This window comes from Caulobacter sp. 602-2, assembly GCF_011043625.1.
GTDB lineage: Bacteria > Pseudomonadota > Alphaproteobacteria > Caulobacterales > Caulobacteraceae > Caulobacter.
In genome coordinates, this window is record NZ_JAAKGT010000002.1 from 468,105 (window position 1) to 485,269 (window position 17,165).

General features: G+C 70.2%; 14 protein-coding genes and 1 pseudogene. 8 read left to right on the forward strand and 7 right to left on the reverse strand.

The window, feature by feature from the left end; all coding sequences use genetic code 11:
* Positions 1-152 precede the first annotated feature (152 nt).
* The 4 genes and pseudogenes from G5B46_RS06535 to G5B46_RS06545 all read right to left on the reverse strand — a co-directional run bounded on the left by G5B46_RS06535 (position 153) and on the right by G5B46_RS06545 (position 4,972).
* The gene (locus tag G5B46_RS06535; RefSeq protein ID WP_165257118.1) at positions 153-1,667 is read right to left on the reverse strand and encodes a NosD domain-containing protein; all 1,515 of its coding nucleotides are present in this window, start codon (positions 1,665-1,667) and stop codon (positions 153-155) included.
* 57 nt (positions 1,668-1,724) lie between these two features.
* Positions 1,725-1,795, reverse strand: a pseudogene (locus G5B46_RS24300) (hypothetical protein); the annotation flags it as partial.
* 16 nt (positions 1,796-1,811) lie between these two features.
* On the reverse strand, positions 1,812-3,656 hold the full coding sequence (locus G5B46_RS06540; protein WP_165257120.1) for a hypothetical protein: 1,845 nt from the start codon (positions 3,654-3,656) through the stop codon (positions 1,812-1,814).
* Positions 3,656-4,972, reverse strand: coding sequence for an MFS transporter (locus G5B46_RS06545; protein WP_165257122.1), 1,317 nt, complete (start codon positions 4,970-4,972; stop codon positions 3,656-3,658). The genes G5B46_RS06540 and G5B46_RS06545 overlap by 1 nt, the downstream gene beginning before the upstream one ends.
* Before the next feature lie 340 nt (positions 4,973-5,312).
* On the opposite strand from G5B46_RS06545, the gene G5B46_RS06550 reads away from it, so the two are divergent.
* Positions 5,313-8,099, forward strand: coding sequence for a TonB-dependent receptor (locus tag G5B46_RS06550; RefSeq protein WP_165257124.1), 2,787 nt, complete (start codon positions 5,313-5,315; stop codon positions 8,097-8,099).
* Between the two features lie 105 nt (positions 8,100-8,204).
* On the opposite strand, the gene G5B46_RS06555 is transcribed toward G5B46_RS06550, so the two are convergent.
* The 3 genes from G5B46_RS06555 to G5B46_RS06565 all read right to left on the reverse strand — a co-directional run bounded on the left by G5B46_RS06555 (position 8,205) and on the right by G5B46_RS06565 (position 10,214).
* Positions 8,205-8,765, reverse strand: a complete 561-nt coding sequence (locus G5B46_RS06555) for a hypothetical protein (protein WP_165257126.1) — start codon at positions 8,763-8,765, stop codon at positions 8,205-8,207.
* A gap of 182 nt (positions 8,766-8,947) precedes the next feature.
* The gene (locus G5B46_RS06560) at positions 8,948-9,856 is read right to left on the reverse strand and encodes a M56 family metallopeptidase (RefSeq protein WP_165257128.1); all 909 of its coding nucleotides are present in this window, start codon (positions 9,854-9,856) and stop codon (positions 8,948-8,950) included.
* A complete protein-coding gene (locus tag G5B46_RS06565; protein ID WP_058349304.1) occupies positions 9,846-10,214 on the reverse strand; it encodes a BlaI/MecI/CopY family transcriptional regulator in 369 nt (122 codons plus the stop codon). Before G5B46_RS06565 ends, G5B46_RS06560 begins: the two co-directional genes overlap by 11 nt.
* Before the next feature lie 98 nt (positions 10,215-10,312).
* Here G5B46_RS06565 and G5B46_RS06570 point away from each other — a divergent pair, with 98 nt between their 5' ends.
* The 7 genes from G5B46_RS06570 (at position 10,313) to msrQ (ending at position 17,044) form a co-directional block, all read left to right on the forward strand.
* A complete protein-coding gene (locus tag G5B46_RS06570) occupies positions 10,313-13,201 on the forward strand; it encodes a bifunctional [glutamine synthetase] adenylyltransferase/[glutamine synthetase]-adenylyl-L-tyrosine phosphorylase (protein WP_240903358.1) in 2,889 nt (962 codons plus the stop codon).
* Between the two features lie 183 nt (positions 13,202-13,384).
* Positions 13,385-13,792, forward strand: coding sequence for an EF-hand domain-containing protein (locus tag G5B46_RS06575; protein ID WP_165257132.1), 408 nt, complete (start codon positions 13,385-13,387; stop codon positions 13,790-13,792).
* A 34-nt stretch (positions 13,793-13,826) separates the two neighbouring features.
* On the forward strand, positions 13,827-14,387 hold the full coding sequence (locus tag G5B46_RS06580) for an RNA polymerase sigma factor (RefSeq protein ID WP_165257134.1): 561 nt from the start codon (positions 13,827-13,829) through the stop codon (positions 14,385-14,387).
* Positions 14,388-14,418: 31 nt separating this feature from the next.
* A complete protein-coding gene (locus G5B46_RS06585) occupies positions 14,419-14,862 on the forward strand; it encodes a hypothetical protein (protein ID WP_165257136.1) in 444 nt (147 codons plus the stop codon).
* Entirely contained in the window at positions 14,859-15,377 is a 519-nt protein-coding gene (locus tag G5B46_RS06590) for a periplasmic heavy metal sensor (RefSeq protein WP_165257139.1), read from the forward strand. Before G5B46_RS06585 ends, G5B46_RS06590 begins: the two co-directional genes overlap by 4 nt.
* Before the next feature lie 21 nt (positions 15,378-15,398).
* Positions 15,399-16,349 carry a protein-methionine-sulfoxide reductase catalytic subunit MsrP gene (msrP, locus tag G5B46_RS06595; protein WP_165257580.1) on the forward strand — a complete coding sequence of 317 codons (951 nt, stop codon included), beginning with the start codon at positions 15,399-15,401 and terminating at the stop codon, positions 16,347-16,349.
* Positions 16,349-17,044 (forward strand): protein-methionine-sulfoxide reductase heme-binding subunit MsrQ, encoded by a 696-nt coding sequence (gene msrQ, locus G5B46_RS06600; protein WP_165257140.1) that lies wholly within the window; start codon positions 16,349-16,351, stop codon positions 17,042-17,044. Before msrP ends, msrQ begins: the two co-directional genes overlap by 1 nt.
* Positions 17,045-17,165: the final 121 nt, after the last annotated feature.

Below are 17,165 nucleotides of genomic sequence, written 5' to 3' on the forward strand. Positions count from 1 at the left end.
CATAGCGATCGGTGGGGGGAAGTTGCTGATAACTCCCCAACGCCCCGGCAGCTGAAAACGTCCCCCCTCCGGCCCTCCGGGCCACCTCCCCCAGAGGGAGAGGATCCAAGGCGGCGGGAGCTGTCGCGGAGCGACTGAGAGGGGTCTTCCCCCTACCGCCCCAACCCCACCGCCGGCGAAAACGCCGAAGTCGCCCCCGCCGCCGTGGTCGTGGTGGCGGTGATCGCCGAGCCGGCGGCCGCGCCGTCGACCTGGCCTTCGAACACGGCCCGGCCCTGGCCGTCGGCCACGCCCTTCACCACGCCCAGATAGCGCTCGCCCTCGGTTCCGCCCTTGGGGCTGGCGAACAGTTCGACGAACACCACCCCGCCGGCCGGGGCGGCCGCCTCGCCCTTCACGGCGGTCTTGCCGCCCACCGCGCGCGCCGAGATCACCTTCGGCGGCAGGAGCCCGAACTGCGGCGTCGCGTGGCACTTCTCAGGCGTGTTCGGCGCCGTGCAGACCTGGGCCGCGCCGGCCTTGTCGAACACCACGCCCATGCCGCGCGAACCGACGAAGCTGGCGTGCTCCAGCCCCGGCGGGCCGATCACCACGCCGCCGCGCGCCATGGCCGGGTCGCACGAGCCGCCGGCCGAGCACAGCATGATCGGCTTGCCGTTGCCGGCGATGGCGTTCTGGCTGATGCGGTTGGCGGCGACCTTGGCCTCGGGGCGCACGGCGACGCCGATGCCGTTCCCGCGGATCTCGTTGCCGGCGATCATGTTGTCGGCGCCGCTGACGCTGATCCCGAAGGCGTTGCCGGTGAAGACATTGGCGCCGATGTAGTTGCGCGCGCCCCAGTTCAGCTGCAGCCCGTCGGAATAGTTGGAGAAGCGGTTGCGCACGACGGTGTTGTCGTTGCCCCACAGGATCTCGATGCCCTGCGAGGGCTCCAGGTTGTCGGTCCCGCCGTCGAAGCTGTTGTCGGCGATCAGGTTGAAGGCCGCGCCCCGCGTCAGCTCCAGGCCGTCGCCGTTCTCGACGAAGGCGTTGCGCAGCACCTTGTTGTCGAGCGTGGTGTGCGAGGTCGAGCCGCCCTTGCCGTCGTCGCCGCTGAGCATCACGCCCGCGCCGCCGATGTTCCGTACGATGCGGTTGTCGGCGATCACCGCGTTGGAGGTGCGCAGCACCAGCACGCCGATGCAGAAGCCCCGGATTTCCAGCCCGCGCAGGCTGACGCCCCGGGTGTCGACCAAAGCAAAACCGGGATTGCTGGCGGTGCGGACATTGGTCCCGTACTGGCCCTGCACCATGCCGGGACACGACTTCAGGTCACGCGGCAGATAGCCCGAACCGTCGATGACGTTGTGACCCCCGGACCGGGCGAAGGCCTGGCCCTCGATGGCGACCGGCCCCTTGATCGGCGGCAGGGCCGATTTCAGCACGATGGCCGGCGCGGCGATCTCGATGCGATAGCGGCCGGGCTCGGCGTTGCTGGTCTCGATCGCCCAGCGCAGCGAGCCCTTGGCCCCGTCGTCGGCATCGCGATCGACCAGCAGAAGCTCGGTCGCCGTCGCGCCCTGGGCCGGCCCGCCGGCGGCGACCGCAGCGATGGGCTTGGGGTCCTGGGCCAAGGCGGGCGAAGCCAGCAGGGCCGCGACGATCGCGGCGGACGCTACACGAACCATCGGTCCCTCCATTCAAAGTCCACAACAGGCGTCATCCCGGAAAGCCCGCAGGGCTTATCCGGGACCCAGGGGCGGCGTAGTGCGGTTGCCCCTGTGTCCTGGCTCTCCGCTTCGCTGCGGCCGGGATGACGAACAATGGGGGCTCTACCCCACCCTGTCCCACGGAAAGCTCAGCGTCGGCTGGTTGACGTGGCGCTTCATCTTCAGGGTCAGGCGCGCGCCCGAGCCCGGCGCCAGGCGCAGGGTGAAGGCCGAGGCGTCGACCGCCTGGGGCGCGCCCTCGCCGATCGCCGCGCTCTGGATCTGGTGCTCGCCATAGGCGCCGCCCTGGATCGTCACCGAGCGCGAGGCGACCTGGCTGAGATTGACCAGGCTGACCACCGTCTCGTCGTCGCTCAACCGCTCGACCAGGGCCGCGACGTCCTGCGGAACGCCGGCCCGGCGGCGCTGGGGATCGAAATAGCGCAGGCGCGCGTAGTGCAGCGCGCCGCCCTGCGAGGGCGACGACTTCGACCACGGCGGCCGGGCGATGTGGATGCCGCCCTCCATCAGCTGGATCAGAGCGGTGACGCTGGCCGGATTGATGTCGAGCGCGGCGTCGGCCAGGCGGGTGTCGGGGGTCGAGGCGTCGTCGCGCTGGGCCTGGGCGCGGGCGCGCACCCGTTCCAGGTCGCCGCGCAGCGTCTTGGCAGGATAGGAGGCATCCTTTCCATCCAGCCAATCGAGCCATGGATGGGCCGCCGCGCGGGCGCGGTCGGACGGCTTCATCGACAGGTACCAGATCTCCAGCCCGTTCAGCTGGTACTCGCCGGGCGCGAAGCTGTACCAGCCCTTGGCCCCGTACATGCGCGGCGTCGTGACCTTGCCGCCCTCGACCTTCTTCTGGGCGTTGATGACGTCGTTCTGGCGCCGCCACACGTCGAGATACTTGTCGTCGCCGGTCAGCAGGTAGGCGTTCATGAAGCCGACGATGGCGCGGGGCACGCGGTTGCGGTCCTCGCGATGGCCGGCCTGCGGCACGACGGGACTGAAGCCCCAGCCGTAGGTTCCGCTCCACCAGCGGTCCTTCGGGACCTTGCCGTCCAGGCCGACCTTGCTGGGGATCACGTCGCCGTTGGCCCGCGCCCGCTCGATCCAGCCGTCGACATATTTCAGGATCCAGTCGCGGTACTTGGCCTCGTGGTCCAGCATGTAGGCGTTCATCACCAGGCTGGTGGCCTGCAGGTTCAGCGGGCTGTCGCCGACCACGTCGCCATACTCGTCGTAGTGGCGCAGGGTCTCCTCGTACGAGCGCTCGCCGTGCTCCATGAAGAAGTGGGTCACGTCGAAGGGGTCGCCGGCCCAGTCCAGGGGCGTGGCCTTGCGCAGCATCGGCCCCCGGCTGCCGGTGATCATGCTGCGGATGATGTTGAGCTTGGGATCATAGTTGGGCGTGGACGGATCCTCGCCGGTGTAGAAGCCCGAGAACCTTTTCGCCCGCTCGCGGAAGCGCGGATCGTCGGGCGCGGACAGCCCCAGCAGGTTGAACACCGACAGCCCCTCGGACAGGTGCTGCCAGTCGCTCATGACCGGGAATTCCTTGTAGTACATGCCCTCGCGCGCGAACGGCACGTCCTTGGTCCTGGCCGCCGTGTACTGGCGCACATTGCCCTCGAAGGCCTTCTGGGCCAGCGCCAGCACGCGGTCGCCGGCGCCCAGGGCGTGCAGGGTCGGCCAGTCGTTGACGTTCTCGATGGCGTCGTCGGGACCATCGTTGGCGCCCCAGCGCTCGAAGGCCAGGAGGTAGCCGCGCTCGTCGAAATAGCGGGCGAAGAAGGCCTCGCAGGCCTCCTCGTTGGCCTTGAGCAGTTCGCGCTGCAGCAGGGCCCATTCGGGCGCGACCATCGGCGTCGTGACGGCCAGGGCGGCGGGCGCGGCGCTGGCCTTGCGGCCGAGGCCCGCGAGGACCAGGGCCGAGGCGCCGGCCAGGACATGGCGTCGAGAAAGCATCAGGCCGCCTTCAGCTGCAGGCGCTGGATCTTCCCGACGATCAGGAAGTAGGCCAGCACGGCGATCAGGCAGTGGGCGCCGACGAAGATCAACGCCCCGTCGAACGAGCCGGTGGCTTTCACGATGTAGCCGATGACGATCGGGGTCACGATGCCCGCCGTATTGCCGAAGGTGTTGAAGACGCCGCCCGTCACCCCGGCCATCTCCTTGGGCGAGGTGTCCGACACCACCGCCCAGCCCAGCGAGGCCACGCCCTTGCCGAAGAAGGCCGCGGCCATGATCACGATGACCAGCCACTCCTGCTCGACGTAGTTGCAGATGACGATGCAGGTGGCCAGGATCATGCCCAGCAGCAGCGGCGTCTTGCGGGCGATGTCGAGATTGCCGGTCTTCTTCAAGAGGTGGTCGGAGATCATCCCGCCCAGCAGGCCGCCGGCGAAGCCGCACAGGGCCGGCAGGGCGGCGGTGAAGCCCGCCTGCAGGATCGACAGCCCCCGCGCCTTGACCAGGTAGATCGGGAACCAGGTGACGAAGAAGTAGGTCAGCACGTTGATGCAGTACTGGCCGATATACACACCCAGCAGCATGCGGCTGGTCAGCACCTGCTTGACGTTGGCCCAGGTGAAGGCCGCGCCGGCGTTGGCGGTCTTGTCCTCCATCCGCACCAGGCCGCCGCCGGCCTCGATGTAGTCGAACTCGGCCTTGCTGATCTTCGGGTGCTCGACCGGGCTGTGGATCAGCTTGACGAAGAAGAAGGCCGCCACGATCCCGATCGCGCCCATCACGAAGAACACCGACCGCCAGCCGAAGTCGTGGGCCAGCCAGCCCATCAGCGGCGCGAAGGCGACCAGCGAGAAGTACTGGGCCGAGTTGAAGATCGCCGAGGCGGTGCCCCGCTCCGAGCCCGGGAACCAGGCGGCCACGATGCGGGCGTTGGCCGGGAACGACGGCGCCTCGGCAAGGCCCACCAGGAAGCGCATGAAGAACAGGGCCACGGCCGCCGCCAGGCCGGTGAAGATCCCCGAAAAGCCCTGCAGCAGGGTGAAGCTCGACCACAGCACCAGGGCCGCGGTGTAGATCTTCTTGGAGCCGAAGCGGTCGAGCAGCGCGCCGCCAGGGATCTGGCCCAGCACGTAGGCCCAGGCGAAGGCCGACATGATGTAGCCCATGGCCACCGGATCCAGGCCCAGCTCCTTCGACGCCGACTGGCCGGCGATCGAGAAGGTGGCGCGGTCGGCGTAGTTGATCGTCGTGATGATGAAGAGCGTCGCGATGATCAGCCAGCGCACGCGGGTACGCCTGGTGGTGTCGGTCATTGACGCTCTCCCTTGGTCGCCGCTCTGTCGTCGGCGCTTTGGAAGGACGCTAAGGGGCGTTGGGGCCCAGGTCTAAGTCAAATCGCCTATGGACCGATCCACGGGCGACATGGATCGAACCGCGGTACGCATCGAAACCCAAGGCTGTCAAAGGATCGCCCGCGCGCGAGCCGACAGGCGCCGCTGCGGAAACCTGTGGATCGGTGCACATCGCGCATAGGTCCATACCTGATTGGGATTGGCCCTCCGTTCGAACCCGTCCCTATGGTTCAGGCAACGAAGAAGCAGGCTCGGCCGGCTTCCAAAAGCGGCCCGCGCAGACGGGCATCGGGAGGGACAGATGACGTCCAACAGGAATCCGCGCCTGCGCGCCGTGCTCGGCGCCAGCGCTTCGGCCTTCACCATTCTCGCCGCCGGCGCCGCGATGGCCCAGGAGGCCCCGCCGCCGGCGGCCGAACCCGCTTCGGACGAGGTCGAGGCCATCGTCGTCACCGGCTTCCGCGCCAGCCTGCAGAGCGCCATCAACCTCAAGCGCAATGAAAGCGGCGTGGTCGACGCCATCAAGGCCGAGGACATCGCCCAGTTCCCCGACCTGAACCTGGCCGAGTCGCTGCAGCGCATCCCCGGCGTGTCGATCTCGCGCATCAACGGCGAAGGCCGCCAGATCACCGTCCGGGGCCTCGGCTCGGAATACACCCGCGTCCGCATCAACGGCATGGAGGCCATCTCCACCACCGGCGGCACCGCCAACAGCGGCGGCACCAACCGCGGCCGCGGCTTCGACTTCAACGTTTTCGCCTCGGATCTCTTCAACAGCATCGCCGTGCGCAAGACCGCCTCGGCCGACGTCGAGGAAGGCTCGCTGGGCGCCACGGTCGACCTGACCACCGCCAAGGCCTTCGACAGCGGCAAGCCCCAGCTCGTGCTGTCGGCGGGCGCCAGCTACAACGACCTGGCCCAGAAGACCACGCCGCGCATCTCGGCGCTGGGCAGCCGCACCTTCTTCGACGGCAAGCTGGGCGCCCTGCTGTCGGTCGCCTACGAGGAGCGCCGCCTCAAGGAGGAAGGCGCCAACATCACCCGCTGGGCCACCGGCGCCAGCAACGGCGGCTTCAACAGCGCCTCGACCATCCCGGGCTACACCCTGGCCCAGATCAACAGCGCCGACCTCTTCGCCCCGCGCATCCCCGGCTATGTCAGCTACGACATCGAGAACAAGCGCCTCGGGGTGGCCGGCTCGCTGCAGTACAAGCCCAGCTCCGACACCCAGATCACCTTCGACGCGCTGTACGCCTATCTGGCCGGCACGCGGAAGGAAGCCCAGCTGCAGGCCCTGGGCCTGTCGCGCAGCGGCGCCGGCAAGCCGCAGACGATCATCCGCGACGGCGTCGTAGAGAACGGCAACCTCGTCTACGCCCGGATGGACAATGTCGATCTGCGCACCCAGGCCGCCTATGACGAGCTGAACACCGAGTTCAAGCAGTTCACCCTGGCCGGCACGCACGACTTCAGCAGCAACCTGCGGGTCGGGGCCCTGATCGGCTACGCGGACTCGACCTTCACCCAGCCGATCTCGACCATCGTCACCTTCGACCGGGCCAACAGCCAGAACTACGTCTACGACTTCCGCAAGGGCCGCGCGCCGCAGATCCTGCTGGGCTTCGACGCCACCGACCCGGCCAACTGGTCGGCGGTCAACGGCACCTCCGAGGTGCGGATCCGGCCGCAGTTCGTCGAGAACCAGTTCTCGACCGCCAAGGTCTATGGCGAGTGGGACCTGAACGACAACCTGCGCCTCAAGGCCGGGGTCGACTGGCGCAAGTTCGAGTACGACAGCTACGGTGCCTATCGCGCCAGCGAGACCACGGTTCAGACCCTGACGCCCGCCCAGCTGGCTTCGGTCTCGCGCGTGTTCAGCGGCCTGGGCCGCAACATGGACCTGCCCGAAGGCAACTTCACCGCCTGGCTGGTGCCCGACATCGACAAGTACGCCGCCCTGCTGAACATCTACAGCAACCAGGGCATCTACGCGATGACCGACACCAACAACACCTCGGCCCGCGGCCAGTACGGCGCGGTCGAGGAGCAGGACTACGGCGCCTACGTCCAGGCCGAGTTCAAGTTCGACGCCTTCGGCCTGCCCTTCCGCGGCGACGCCGGCCTGCGCCGGGTGCACACCAAGCAGGAGTCGGCCGGCTACGCCGCCGTCGCCGGCGCGATCCAGCGGGTCGAGGTCAAGCGCGACTACGACCTGACCCTGCCCTCGTTCAACCTGGCGGCCGACGTCACCGACACCATCGTGGCCCGCGTCAGCGCCGCCCAGACCATCGCCCGTCCGGGCATCGGCTCGCTGTCGCCCGGCGGCGACGTGGCGGTGCAGGGCGCCAACCGCAACTACAGCTCGGGCAACCCGTACCTGAACCCGACCAAGTCGGACAATCTGGACCTGTCGCTGGAATGGTACCCCTCGCAGGGGGCGATGATGGCCGTCGGCGTGTTCTACAAGCGCATCGACACCTTCGTGGCCACCCTGCGCCGCGAGGCCGTCTACAACACCCTGGGCCTGCCGGACTCGCTGCTGACCGGCACCGGCGCCAACTCCGGCGAGGTGTTCCAGGTGACCCAGCCGGTGAACAGCGACGGCGGCGACCTGAAGGGCTTCGAGGTCAACGTCCAGCAGCCCTTCACCTTCCTGCCCGGCTTCTGGCGCAACTTCGGCGTGGTGGCCAACTACACCTTCGTCGACTCCGAGATCGACTATCCGACCTCGCAGACGGGGGCCACGCCGCCGATCCGGGAATCGCTGATCGGCCTGTCCAAGCACGCCGCCAACCTGACGCTCTACTACGAGACCCCGACCTGGAGCGTCCGCGGATCGCTGGCCTATCGCGACGGCTACCTGTCGCAGGTGCCCGCCAGCGACGCCAACATCGTCCAGGGCACCAACGAGACCCTGAACGTCGACATGCAGGCCAGCTGGAACATCCGCGACAACCTGAAACTGTCGATCGAAGGCGTGAACCTGACCGACGAGTTCAACGACCAGTACGTCGGCTACAGCGACCGACTGAACGTCTACACCCACAGCGGCCGTCAGTTCATCGTCGGCCTTCGCTACAACTTCTAGGCGCGATCCTACCTCCCCCCGGCGCCTAGACAGCCCGCGTCGCTCTCCTTCCAGGGCGGCGCGGGCCTTCTTTTTGGGGGATGGGGACAAGCCCCGGTCCGCCCCCTACTCCCTCGGCATGGTCGTCGCCTGGCGGCGCACCACCCGGCAGCGGGTCTGGCCGAACTTCGTGGCGCAGAAGCCCGTCTCGTCAGAGCCCTGGCGGATCACCGCCCAGCGGTCGCGGTCGCACTGATGCCAGGTCTCGCGGAAGGCGCCCTTGTCGTCATAGGCAAACACCGGCGTGTCGCCTTGCGTGTAGAACCGGGTCATGCCGGTGAAGCCGCCGAAGCTGGTCTTGCCGTTGACCACGCCGCACACCCGGCCGGTGCGCATCATCCACACGCCGCCGAACTCCAGCTCGCGCGACTGCTTGAGACGGGCGACCAGGGCGGGATGCACCACCGCCCAGCGTCGGGCGGCCTGACGACGGGCGGGCTCCAGCGCCCCACCCTTGGCCTGGGGCAGCGGCCCCATGGCCCGCTCGAACCGGATGAAGTCGAAGATCCCGTAGGCCAGCGCCGCCAGCAGCGAGACGACCATGACCAGGCCCAGGATCCGCCAGGCCAGCGCCGCGCCGCGCTTGCGGCCGACATGGGCGTCGGGAACGGGCAGCACGAACGACATGGTGATCTTCCCCCCTCTGACCGAAGGAAAGATTACACGCGTAGTTTTAAAGTTCAAGTGGACGCGCCCTGCGTCCTTCGAGGCCCGCTGCGCGGGCGCCTCAGGATGAGGGATTTCAGTGCAAGACAGTCCTCATCCTGAGGTGCGGGCCGAAGGCGAGCCTCGAAGGACGCAACGAGCCCCTACCGCGCCTCGGCGCTGCGGTTCAGCGGCGGCGGGGTGACGCCGTCGACGAACAGCCGGGCGCTGGCGCCGGGGATGCGGGTCGAGGGCGGGGCCGGCCCGCGCGGCGCCAGGCTCCAGACGCCCATGACGATCATCACCGTCAGCGCGCCCAGGGTGACGGCGGCCGTCAGCCCCTCGCTCGAGACCGGGGCCGGGCCGGCGATGACCCGAACCCGCGACAGCAGCGGGTGGCGGCCGAAGGCGCAGGCCAGCGGCGAGGCGGCGGTGAAGGCGTGGGCCTTCATCAAGGTCTCGGCGTAGCGCTTGCGGGCCTTGGGGTGCAGGGCCACGACGTCGCCGTCGCAGGCGATCTCCTGGTCCAGGCGGGCGACGGCCGCGCCCAGATGGACGACAGGGTTCAGCCAGCCCAGCGCCTGGCAGGCCGTGATGATCAGGTTGCCGCGCGGGTCGCCGCGCCGCATGTGGGCGCGCTCGTGGGCCAGAACCAGCTCACGCTCGGCGGCGGTGAAGCGCTGGGCGAAGTCGCGCGGGATGACCAGGCGCGGGCAGAACACGCCCATGACCGCCGGACCTTCCAGGCCGGCGCGGGCGCGCTGGCGGAAAGCCCGCTCCGACAGGGCGATGAAGCCGGCCAGGCCGACGACGCCGGCCAGCCAGACGACCAGGAAGGCCACGGCCAGCAGGCGCTCGGGCGGCTGTTGCGCCGCGCCCGCGCCCAGGGCGTCCGACAGGCTGGGGAAGACGCTGGCCAGGGCCGCCGCCGGCGCCAGGCGCCACAGCTTGTAGGCGGCTTCCGATCCGACCAGGCGACGCACCGGCACGCGCAGCGCCAGCACGACCAGCACGCCGACCGCGGCGGCCAGCTGCGCCCGCAGCAGGGTTATGGCCAGCAGTTCAATCAGCATCGTCCAGCTCCGCGATCAGCTGCTTCAGCTGCTTGACCTCGTCGGGCGACAGCGAGCGGTGCTTGGCGAAATGGGCGACCAGCGGCGTCAGGCGGCCCTCGAACAGGCGGTCCAGCAGGCCCTGGCTCTCGGTCTGCAGATATTCGGCGCGGCTGACGATCGGCACGTAGCGGACGCGGCCGTCGATGCGGCGCGACTCGATGGCCTTGCGCTTGAGCAGGCGGTTGATCAGCGTCTTGACCGTCGCCTCGCCCCAGCCCTGCGGGCCGGCGACGGCCTCCAGAATCTCCTCGACGGTCAGGGGGCTCTGGCTCCAGAGCGCTTCCATGACGTGGCTTTCGGCGTGGGTGATGCTCATGGCTGTCCGCTGCTCTACTGACCTGAATGATTACGCCCGTAAATGAAGCCGTCAAGCGATGCTTGGCGGACGCCGCCGGTCGTTTAAGAGTGCGCACCATGACTCTTCTGCTCGCCCCTCGCCTCGCGCCCTGCGGTCCGGTCGTCGATCCCAAGGCCGCCGAGCGCGCCCACGAGATGATCGCCAAGCGGGCCGGCGAGCGGATGAGCGTCGTCGACGCGGCCTGGCCGGCCCTGGCGCCGGTGTTCGCCGCCAGCGCCTATCTGGCGGGCCTGGCCCGGCGCGACGGCGTGCGCCTGCCGACCATCCTCGACAGCGATCCCGAACAGCGCCTGGCCCAGATCCTGGCGGCCGCCCACGCCGTCGCCGCCGAGCCCGACTTCGAGACGGCCCGCAAGACTCTGCGCGAACTCAAGGCCGACCTGCACCTGCTGACCGCCCTCGCCGACCTGGGCGGGGTGTGGGACCTCGACGCGGTCACCGGGGCCCTGACCCGCTTCGCCGACGCCAGCCTGCATGCGGCGCTCGCCCAGGCCGCCCGGGTCGAGGTGGCGCGCGGCGCGCTGACCCATGTCGGCGACGGCGCCGACGGCCCGATCCCGGGGCTCTTCTGCATCGCCATGGGCAAGCACGGCGCCTACGAGCTGAACTATTCCAGCGACATCGACTTCTCGATCTTCTACGCGCCCGAGACCCTGCCGGTGTCGGAAGGAACCGAGCCGCAAGGGGTCGCCGTGCGCCTGACCCAGCACCTGGGCCGGATGCTGGCCGAGCGCACCGCCGACGGCTACGTCTTCCGCATCGACCTGCGCCTGCGCCCCGATCCGTCGTCGACCCCGCCGGCAATGCCCATCGACGCGGCCCTCGACTACTACGAGAGCGTCGGCCAGAACTGGGAGCGCGCGGCCCACATCAAGGCCCGCATCGCGGCCGGCGACATCGCCCGCGGCGAGGCGTTCCTGGCCGAGCTGCAGCCCTTCATCTGGCGGCGCAATCTCGACTTCGCCGCCATCGCCGACATCCACTCGATCAAGCGCCAGATCCACGCCTACAAGGTGGACGAGCGACTGGAGGCCAAGGGCGCCGACCTGAAGCTGGGCCGGGGCGGCATCCGCGAGATCGAGTTCTTCGTCCAGACCCAGCAGCTGATCCTGGGCGGCCGCCATCCCGACCTGCGCAGCCCGCGCACGCTGGACGCGCTCTCCGCCCTGCGCGACGCCGGCCATGTGACCCCGGAAGACTGCGCCTACCTGACCGCCGCCTATCACGACCTGCGGGCCCTGGAGCACCGGGCCCAGATGATCGCCGACGACCAGACCCACAAGCTGCCGGAGTCAGACGCCGACCGGAAGAAGGTCGCCGCCCTGTGGGGCCAGGGAAACCTGCGCAGCTTCGACGCCGCCGTCGGCAAGATGCTCAAGGGCGTCAACCAGCGCTACGGCGCCCTCTTCAAGGGCGAGGAGGAGCTGTCCTCGCGCTTCGGCAGCCTGGTGTTCACCGGCGTCGAGGACGATCCGGAGACCCTGGCCACGCTCAAGCGCATGGGCTTTTCGAGCCCCGAGCGCGTGGCCGCCACCATTCGCGGCTGGCATCACGGCCACATCGCCGCCACCCGCACCGAGCGCGGCCGCGAGCTTTTCACCCGCCTGGCCCCGCGCCTGCTGGACGCGGCGAATGCGACGGGCGCGCCGGACGCGGCCTTCAACCGTTTCGCCGACTTCTTCGCCTCGCTGAGCTCGGGCGTGCAGATCCAGTCGCTGTTCCTGGCCCAGCCGCGCCTGTTCGAACTGGTGGTGCAGGTCATGGCCTTCGCCCCGCGCCTGGCGACCACCCTGGCCCGCCGGCCGACGGCGCTGGACGCCCTGCTCGACCCGGCCTTCTTCGGGCCGATGGAGATGCCGTCGGAAGTTCCGTGGGATCCGTCCGAGTTCGAGCCGTCCATGGACGCGGCCCGCCGCCTGTTCCGCGACCAGGCCTTCCGCATCGGGGTGCGGGTGATGAGCGGCACGGCCGACGCCCGCGACGTGGGCCGGGCCTTCGCCGACCTGGGAGACCTGATCGTCGGCGGCCTGGCGCCCGCCGCCCTGGCCGAGGTCGAGCGGCTGGGCGGGGCCTTCCCCGGCCAGGTGGCCGTGGTCGCCCTGGGCAAGGCCGGCTCGCGCGAGATGACCGCCAAGTCCGACCTCGACCTGATGACGCTGTACGCCGCCGACGCGCCGGCGGCCCAAGGCGACGTCGTTTCGGAGATCAAGGGCTGGAGCGCCGACGTCTTCTACGCCCGCTTCACCCAGCGCCTGGCCTCGGCCCTGTCGGCGCCGACGGCCGAGGGCACGCTGTACGAGGTGGACCTGAAACTGCGGCCCTCGGGCAGCAAGGGGCCGGTGGCCGTCAGCTTCGCGGCCTTCGAGGACTATTACGAGCGCGAGTCCGAGACCTGGGAACTTCTGGCCCTGACCCGCGCCCGGGTGATCTGGGCCAGTTCGCCGGCCTTCAAGGCGCGCGCGGAAGGCGCCATCGAGGCCGCCCTGCGCCGCCCGCGCGACGTGGCCAAGACCGCCGCCGACGTGCTGGACATGCGCGACCTGATGGAGCGCGAACGGCCAGGCAAGGGCCCCTGGGACCTGAAGCTGGAGCCCGGCGGCCTCGTGGACATCGAGTTCATCGCCCAGTTCCTGCAGCTGGCCCACGGACCGGACGGCGGCCCGCTGGCCCAGAACACCGGCGAGGCCCTGTCGGCGCTGATCGAAGCGGGCCTGGCCGACAAGGCCTCGCTCAACGCGGCCCTGTCGGCCTGGCGGCTGGAGCAGGACCTGTCGCAGCTGATCAAGGTGGCCCTGGAGAACGGCGACGACCCGGAAAGCGAGCCCAAGGCCTTCCGCGCCCTCCTGGCCCGCGCCGGCCACGTGACGCAGTTCCGCTCGCTGAAGGCCAAGCTGGTCAAGGCCAAGGCCGAGGCCCGCAAGGCGTTCGAGGATGTGGTGAGGTAGACCCCCTCAGTCGCTCCGCGACAGCTCCCCCAGAGGGGGAGCATCTTGGCGCTTTAGATCCTCCCCCTCTGGGGGAGGTGGCCCGAAGGGCCGGAGGGGGCCTGCCGCCCCTCGCGACGGAAACCCCGCCCTGCCCCGTTGAAGCTCCAGAAGGACGGGCCATACCCTCACCCGGAGCATTCGATGAAGACGTTCACCACCCTGGTCGCCGCGACCGCGATCGCCGCCTGCGCCCTCCCGGCCCTGGCCCAGACCAAGCCGGCCGGCCAGCCCCTCGCCGCGTTCCAGGCCGACCGCGCCGAGCAGATGCTGGCCAAGCTGGACGCCAACAAGGACGGCAAGCTGTCCAAGACCGAGTTCGAGGCCATGCGCCAGAAGAAGCCCGACGCCGCCAAGGCCCAGGGCGCCAAGGCGGGTCGGGGCGAACGCCTGTGGGGGCGGCTCGATGCCGACAAGGACGGCTTCCTGTCGCGAACCGAACTGCAGGCCATGGCCGGCAAGCGCTTCAAGCGGATGGACGCCGACGGCGACGGCGTGCTCACCTCGGCCGAACGACAGGCCGCGGCCGGCAAGGCCAAGGCCGCGATGTGACGGCCGGCATGGGCTTGGCGTGACGAGGTGAGGCTTGGCGAGCGAGGGGGAAGACCCCGACCTGGCGTTGCTGGAGGGCGTGGGACGGGGCGACCCGGTCGCGGTGCGACGGCTGCTGGACGCTCGCCTGCCCCGCATCCTGGCCTTGGCCCGGCGGCTTCTGGCCGACCCGGACGAGGCCCAGGACGTGGCCCAGGAGACCTTCCTGCGGGCCTGGAAGCAGGCGCCCTCGTGGCGCCCCGGCCAGGCCCGCTTCGACACCTGGCTGCACCGCGTGGCGCTGAACCTGTGCCGCGACCGGCTGCGGCGACGGCGGGAGACGGCGATGGCGGAGCCCCCGGAAGTGATCGACGCGGCCCCGACCGGCGAGGGCGCGCTGCTGGGCGTCCAGATCGGCGGCCGCATCGAGCGGGCCCTGGCCGCCCTGCCCGAGCGCCAGCGCGAGGCGATCGTGCTGTGTCACCACCAGGGCCTGGGCAACAAGGAGGCCGCCGCCCTGCTGGAGGTGTCGGTCGAGACGCTGGAAAGCCTGCTGGGCCGTGGACGGCGCGCGCTGCGCGCGGCCCTGGCCGACCTGATGGAGGCGGTCCGATGAGCACCGGGACGATGAAGGAGGGCGCGCGACCATGACCCCCGACCGCTTCGCCGAACTGGCGGCCGCCCACGGCGGCGACATCGGCCGCTGGCCCCAGGAGGTGCGCGAGGCCGCCCGCGCGGCCCTGGCCGCCGATCCGCACGGCCTGGGCGCGCTGCTGGCCGCCGAGGCCGACCTCGATCGCCTGCTCGACCTGGTTCCGGCCCAGGCCGCCGACGCCGCCCTGCTGGGCCGGCTGCTGGAGGCCGCGCCCAAGCCGCGCCGCTCGGCCGGCGCCTGGTGGGCGGGGCTGGCCGCGGGCCTGGGCCTGGCCGTCGCCACCGCAGCCGGGGTCGCCGTCGGCGTCGCCTCGGGCGCGGGCGAGCGGCTGGATCGCCGCGCCGACGCCATCCTGGCCGCCGCCTACGACCAGCCCGAGCCCGACAACGCGGCCGAAGCCCTGCCCGAGCTCCAGGACGAGGCGACCGACCTATGAGCGCCAACCGTTCCCTGATCGTCGCCCTGGTGGTGTCCGGCGCGCTGAACCTCTTCCTGATCGGCGGCATCGCCGGCGCGGCCTGGATGCGTCAGGAAGCCCGCCGCGAGGCCCCGATCGCCGCCGCCCTGGCCCAGCGCCCGCCGCTGTGGACCGCCGGCCGCGACCTGCCGCCCCAGCAGCGCCGCGCCCTGCGCCGCACCCTGCGCGAGGCCGCCCTCGAGAACCGCGCGGACGCCCAGGCCGCCCGGGCCGAACGCCGGGCCGTGGTCGACGCCATGCGCGACGGCCGCTTCGACCGCGCCGAGGCCGAGCGCCGCATGGCCGCCGCGCGGACCCTGGAAAGCGGCGTGCGGGCCAAGGTCGACGGCCGCCTCGCGGCCTTCGCCGAGGGCCTGCCGCCCGAAGAGCGCAAGGTGCTGGCCGAGGGCCTGCGCCGGGTCTACGCCCCGCGCCAGAGGCCCCGCGAGGAGCGTCCCGAACGCCCGCGCGGAAAAAACGACGCCCAGCCATAACCAAATCGCCTCGGGCTCCGTATCTTCGACACTGAAACCGGAGACACGCCCGTGCTGATCCGCCACCGCCCCGACCTGACCGACAACGACGTCACCGACCGGGGGCTCTATCTGCGCCGGCGCGAGTTCATCACCGGCGTCGCGGGCCTTGGTCTCGCGGGCCTGGGCGGCATGGCGAGCGCCGCGCCGCTGGCGTTCAGCAAGGGCTTCTCGACCACCGAGAAGCCGACGCCCAAGGACGACGTCACCAGCTACAACAACTTCTACGAATTCGGCGTCGACAAGGGCGACCCGGCCGAGAACGCCGGACGCCTGAAGACCCGCCCCTGGACCGTCCGCGTCGACGGCGCCTGCGAGGCCCCCAAGACCTTCGACATCGACGCCCTGATCAAGGCCAACAAGCTGGAGGAGCGCATCTACCGCCTGCGCTGCGTCGAGGGCTGGTCGATGGTGATCCCGTGGGTGGGCTTTCCGCTGAAGGACCTGATCGCGGCGGTCAAACCCACGTCCAAGGCCAAGTTCGTCGCCTTCGAAACCCTGATGCGGCCGTCCGAGATGACCGGCCAGAAGTGGGACGTGCTGCAGTGGCCCTATCGCGAGGGCCTGCGCATCGACGAGGCCGTCCACCCGCTGACGCTGATCGCCGTCGGCCTCTATGGCGAGACGCTGCCCAACCAGAACGGCGCGCCGCTGCGTCTGGTCGTGCCGTGGAAGTACGGCTTCAAGAGCATCAAGTCGATCATCCGGATCAGCCTTGTCGAGCGCCAGCCGCCGACGGCCTGGAACCTGTCGGCGCCGCGCGAGTACGGCTTCTATTCCAACGTCAATCCGGCCGTGGACCACCCCCGCTGGTCGCAGGCCACCGAACGCCGCATCGGCGAGTTCCGGCGGCGCGACACCCTGGCCTTCAACGGCTACGGCGAGTGGGTGGCGGATCTGTACCGCGGCATGGATCTGAAGAAGTTCTACTGATGAACAGGCCCCCTCAGTCGCTCCGCGACAGCTCCCCCAGGGGGGGAGCATCTAACGCGCCGACCAGATCCTCCCCCTCTGGGGGAGGTGGCGCGAAGCGCCGGAGGGGGTCCGCCCGCGACAACCTCGTCTACGCCGCCGTCTGGCTGGCCTGCGCCGCGCCGCTGGCGTGGCTGGCCTTCCGGGCGTTCACCGGCGACCTGGGGGTCAATCCGATCGAGACCCTGGTGCGCCAGCTGGGCGTCTGGGGCCTGCGCCTGCTGCTGGTCGGCCTCGCCGTCACGCCGGCCGCCGTGATCCTGAAGAAGCCCCGCCTGGTGCGCTTTCGGCGGACCATCGGCCTGTTCGCCTTCGCCTATGTGACGCTGCACCTCTTCAGCTACATCGGCGTCGACCTCTATTTCGACTTCGGCCAGCTGGTGAAGGACATCCTCAAGCGGCCCTTCATCACCTTGGGCATGGCGGCTTTCGTGATGCTGGTCCCGCTGGCGGTCACCTCGACCAACGGCTGGGTCATCCGCATGGGCCGGGCGGCCTGGAGCCGGCTGCACTGGCTGATCTACGTCATCGTGCCGCTGGGCGTGGCCCACTACTACCTGCTGGTGAAGGCCGACCACCGCCCGCCGCTGGTGTACGCCGCGATCCTGGCGGCGCTGCTGGGCTGGCGGGCATGGCGGAAGCTTGCGACCAGATAGGAACCTCCCCCTTTGGGGGGAGGCGATCGCGAAGCGATCGGTGGGGGGAGTGACCGCGAATTCGGCCAGATCAGCGCAAGCTGAAAACATCCCCCCTCCGGCCCTTCGGGCCACCTCCCCC

Excerpts from the sequence above, each read along its gene's own strand:
- G5B46_RS06535 (WP_165257118.1), bottom strand. The coding sequence starts at position 1,667 with ATGGTTCGTGTAGCGTCCGCCGCGATCGTCGCGGCCCTGCTGGCTTCG.
- G5B46_RS06540 (WP_165257120.1), bottom strand. The coding sequence starts at position 3,656 with ATGCTTTCTCGACGCCATGTCCTGGCCGGCGCCTCGGCCCTGGTCCTC.
- G5B46_RS06545 (WP_165257122.1), bottom strand. The coding sequence starts at position 4,972 with ATGACCGACACCACCAGGCGTACCCGCGTGCGCTGGCTGATCATCGCG.
- G5B46_RS06550 (WP_165257124.1), top strand. The coding sequence starts at position 5,313 with ATGACGTCCAACAGGAATCCGCGCCTGCGCGCCGTGCTCGGCGCCAGC.
- G5B46_RS06555 (WP_165257126.1), bottom strand. The coding sequence starts at position 8,765 with ATGTCGTTCGTGCTGCCCGTTCCCGACGCCCATGTCGGCCGCAAGCGC.
- G5B46_RS06560 (WP_165257128.1), bottom strand. The coding sequence starts at position 9,856 with ATGCTGATTGAACTGCTGGCCATAACCCTGCTGCGGGCGCAGCTGGCC.
- G5B46_RS06565 (WP_058349304.1), bottom strand. The coding sequence starts at position 10,214 with ATGAGCATCACCCACGCCGAAAGCCACGTCATGGAAGCGCTCTGGAGC.
- G5B46_RS06570 (WP_240903358.1), top strand. The coding sequence starts at position 10,313 with ATGACTCTTCTGCTCGCCCCTCGCCTCGCGCCCTGCGGTCCGGTCGTC.
- G5B46_RS06575 (WP_165257132.1), top strand. The coding sequence starts at position 13,385 with ATGAAGACGTTCACCACCCTGGTCGCCGCGACCGCGATCGCCGCCTGC.
- G5B46_RS06585 (WP_165257136.1), top strand. The coding sequence starts at position 14,419 with ATGACCCCCGACCGCTTCGCCGAACTGGCGGCCGCCCACGGCGGCGAC.
- G5B46_RS06590 (WP_165257139.1), top strand. The coding sequence starts at position 14,859 with ATGAGCGCCAACCGTTCCCTGATCGTCGCCCTGGTGGTGTCCGGCGCG.
- msrQ (WP_165257140.1), top strand. The coding sequence starts at position 16,349 with ATGAACAGGCCCCCTCAGTCGCTCCGCGACAGCTCCCCCAGGGGGGGA.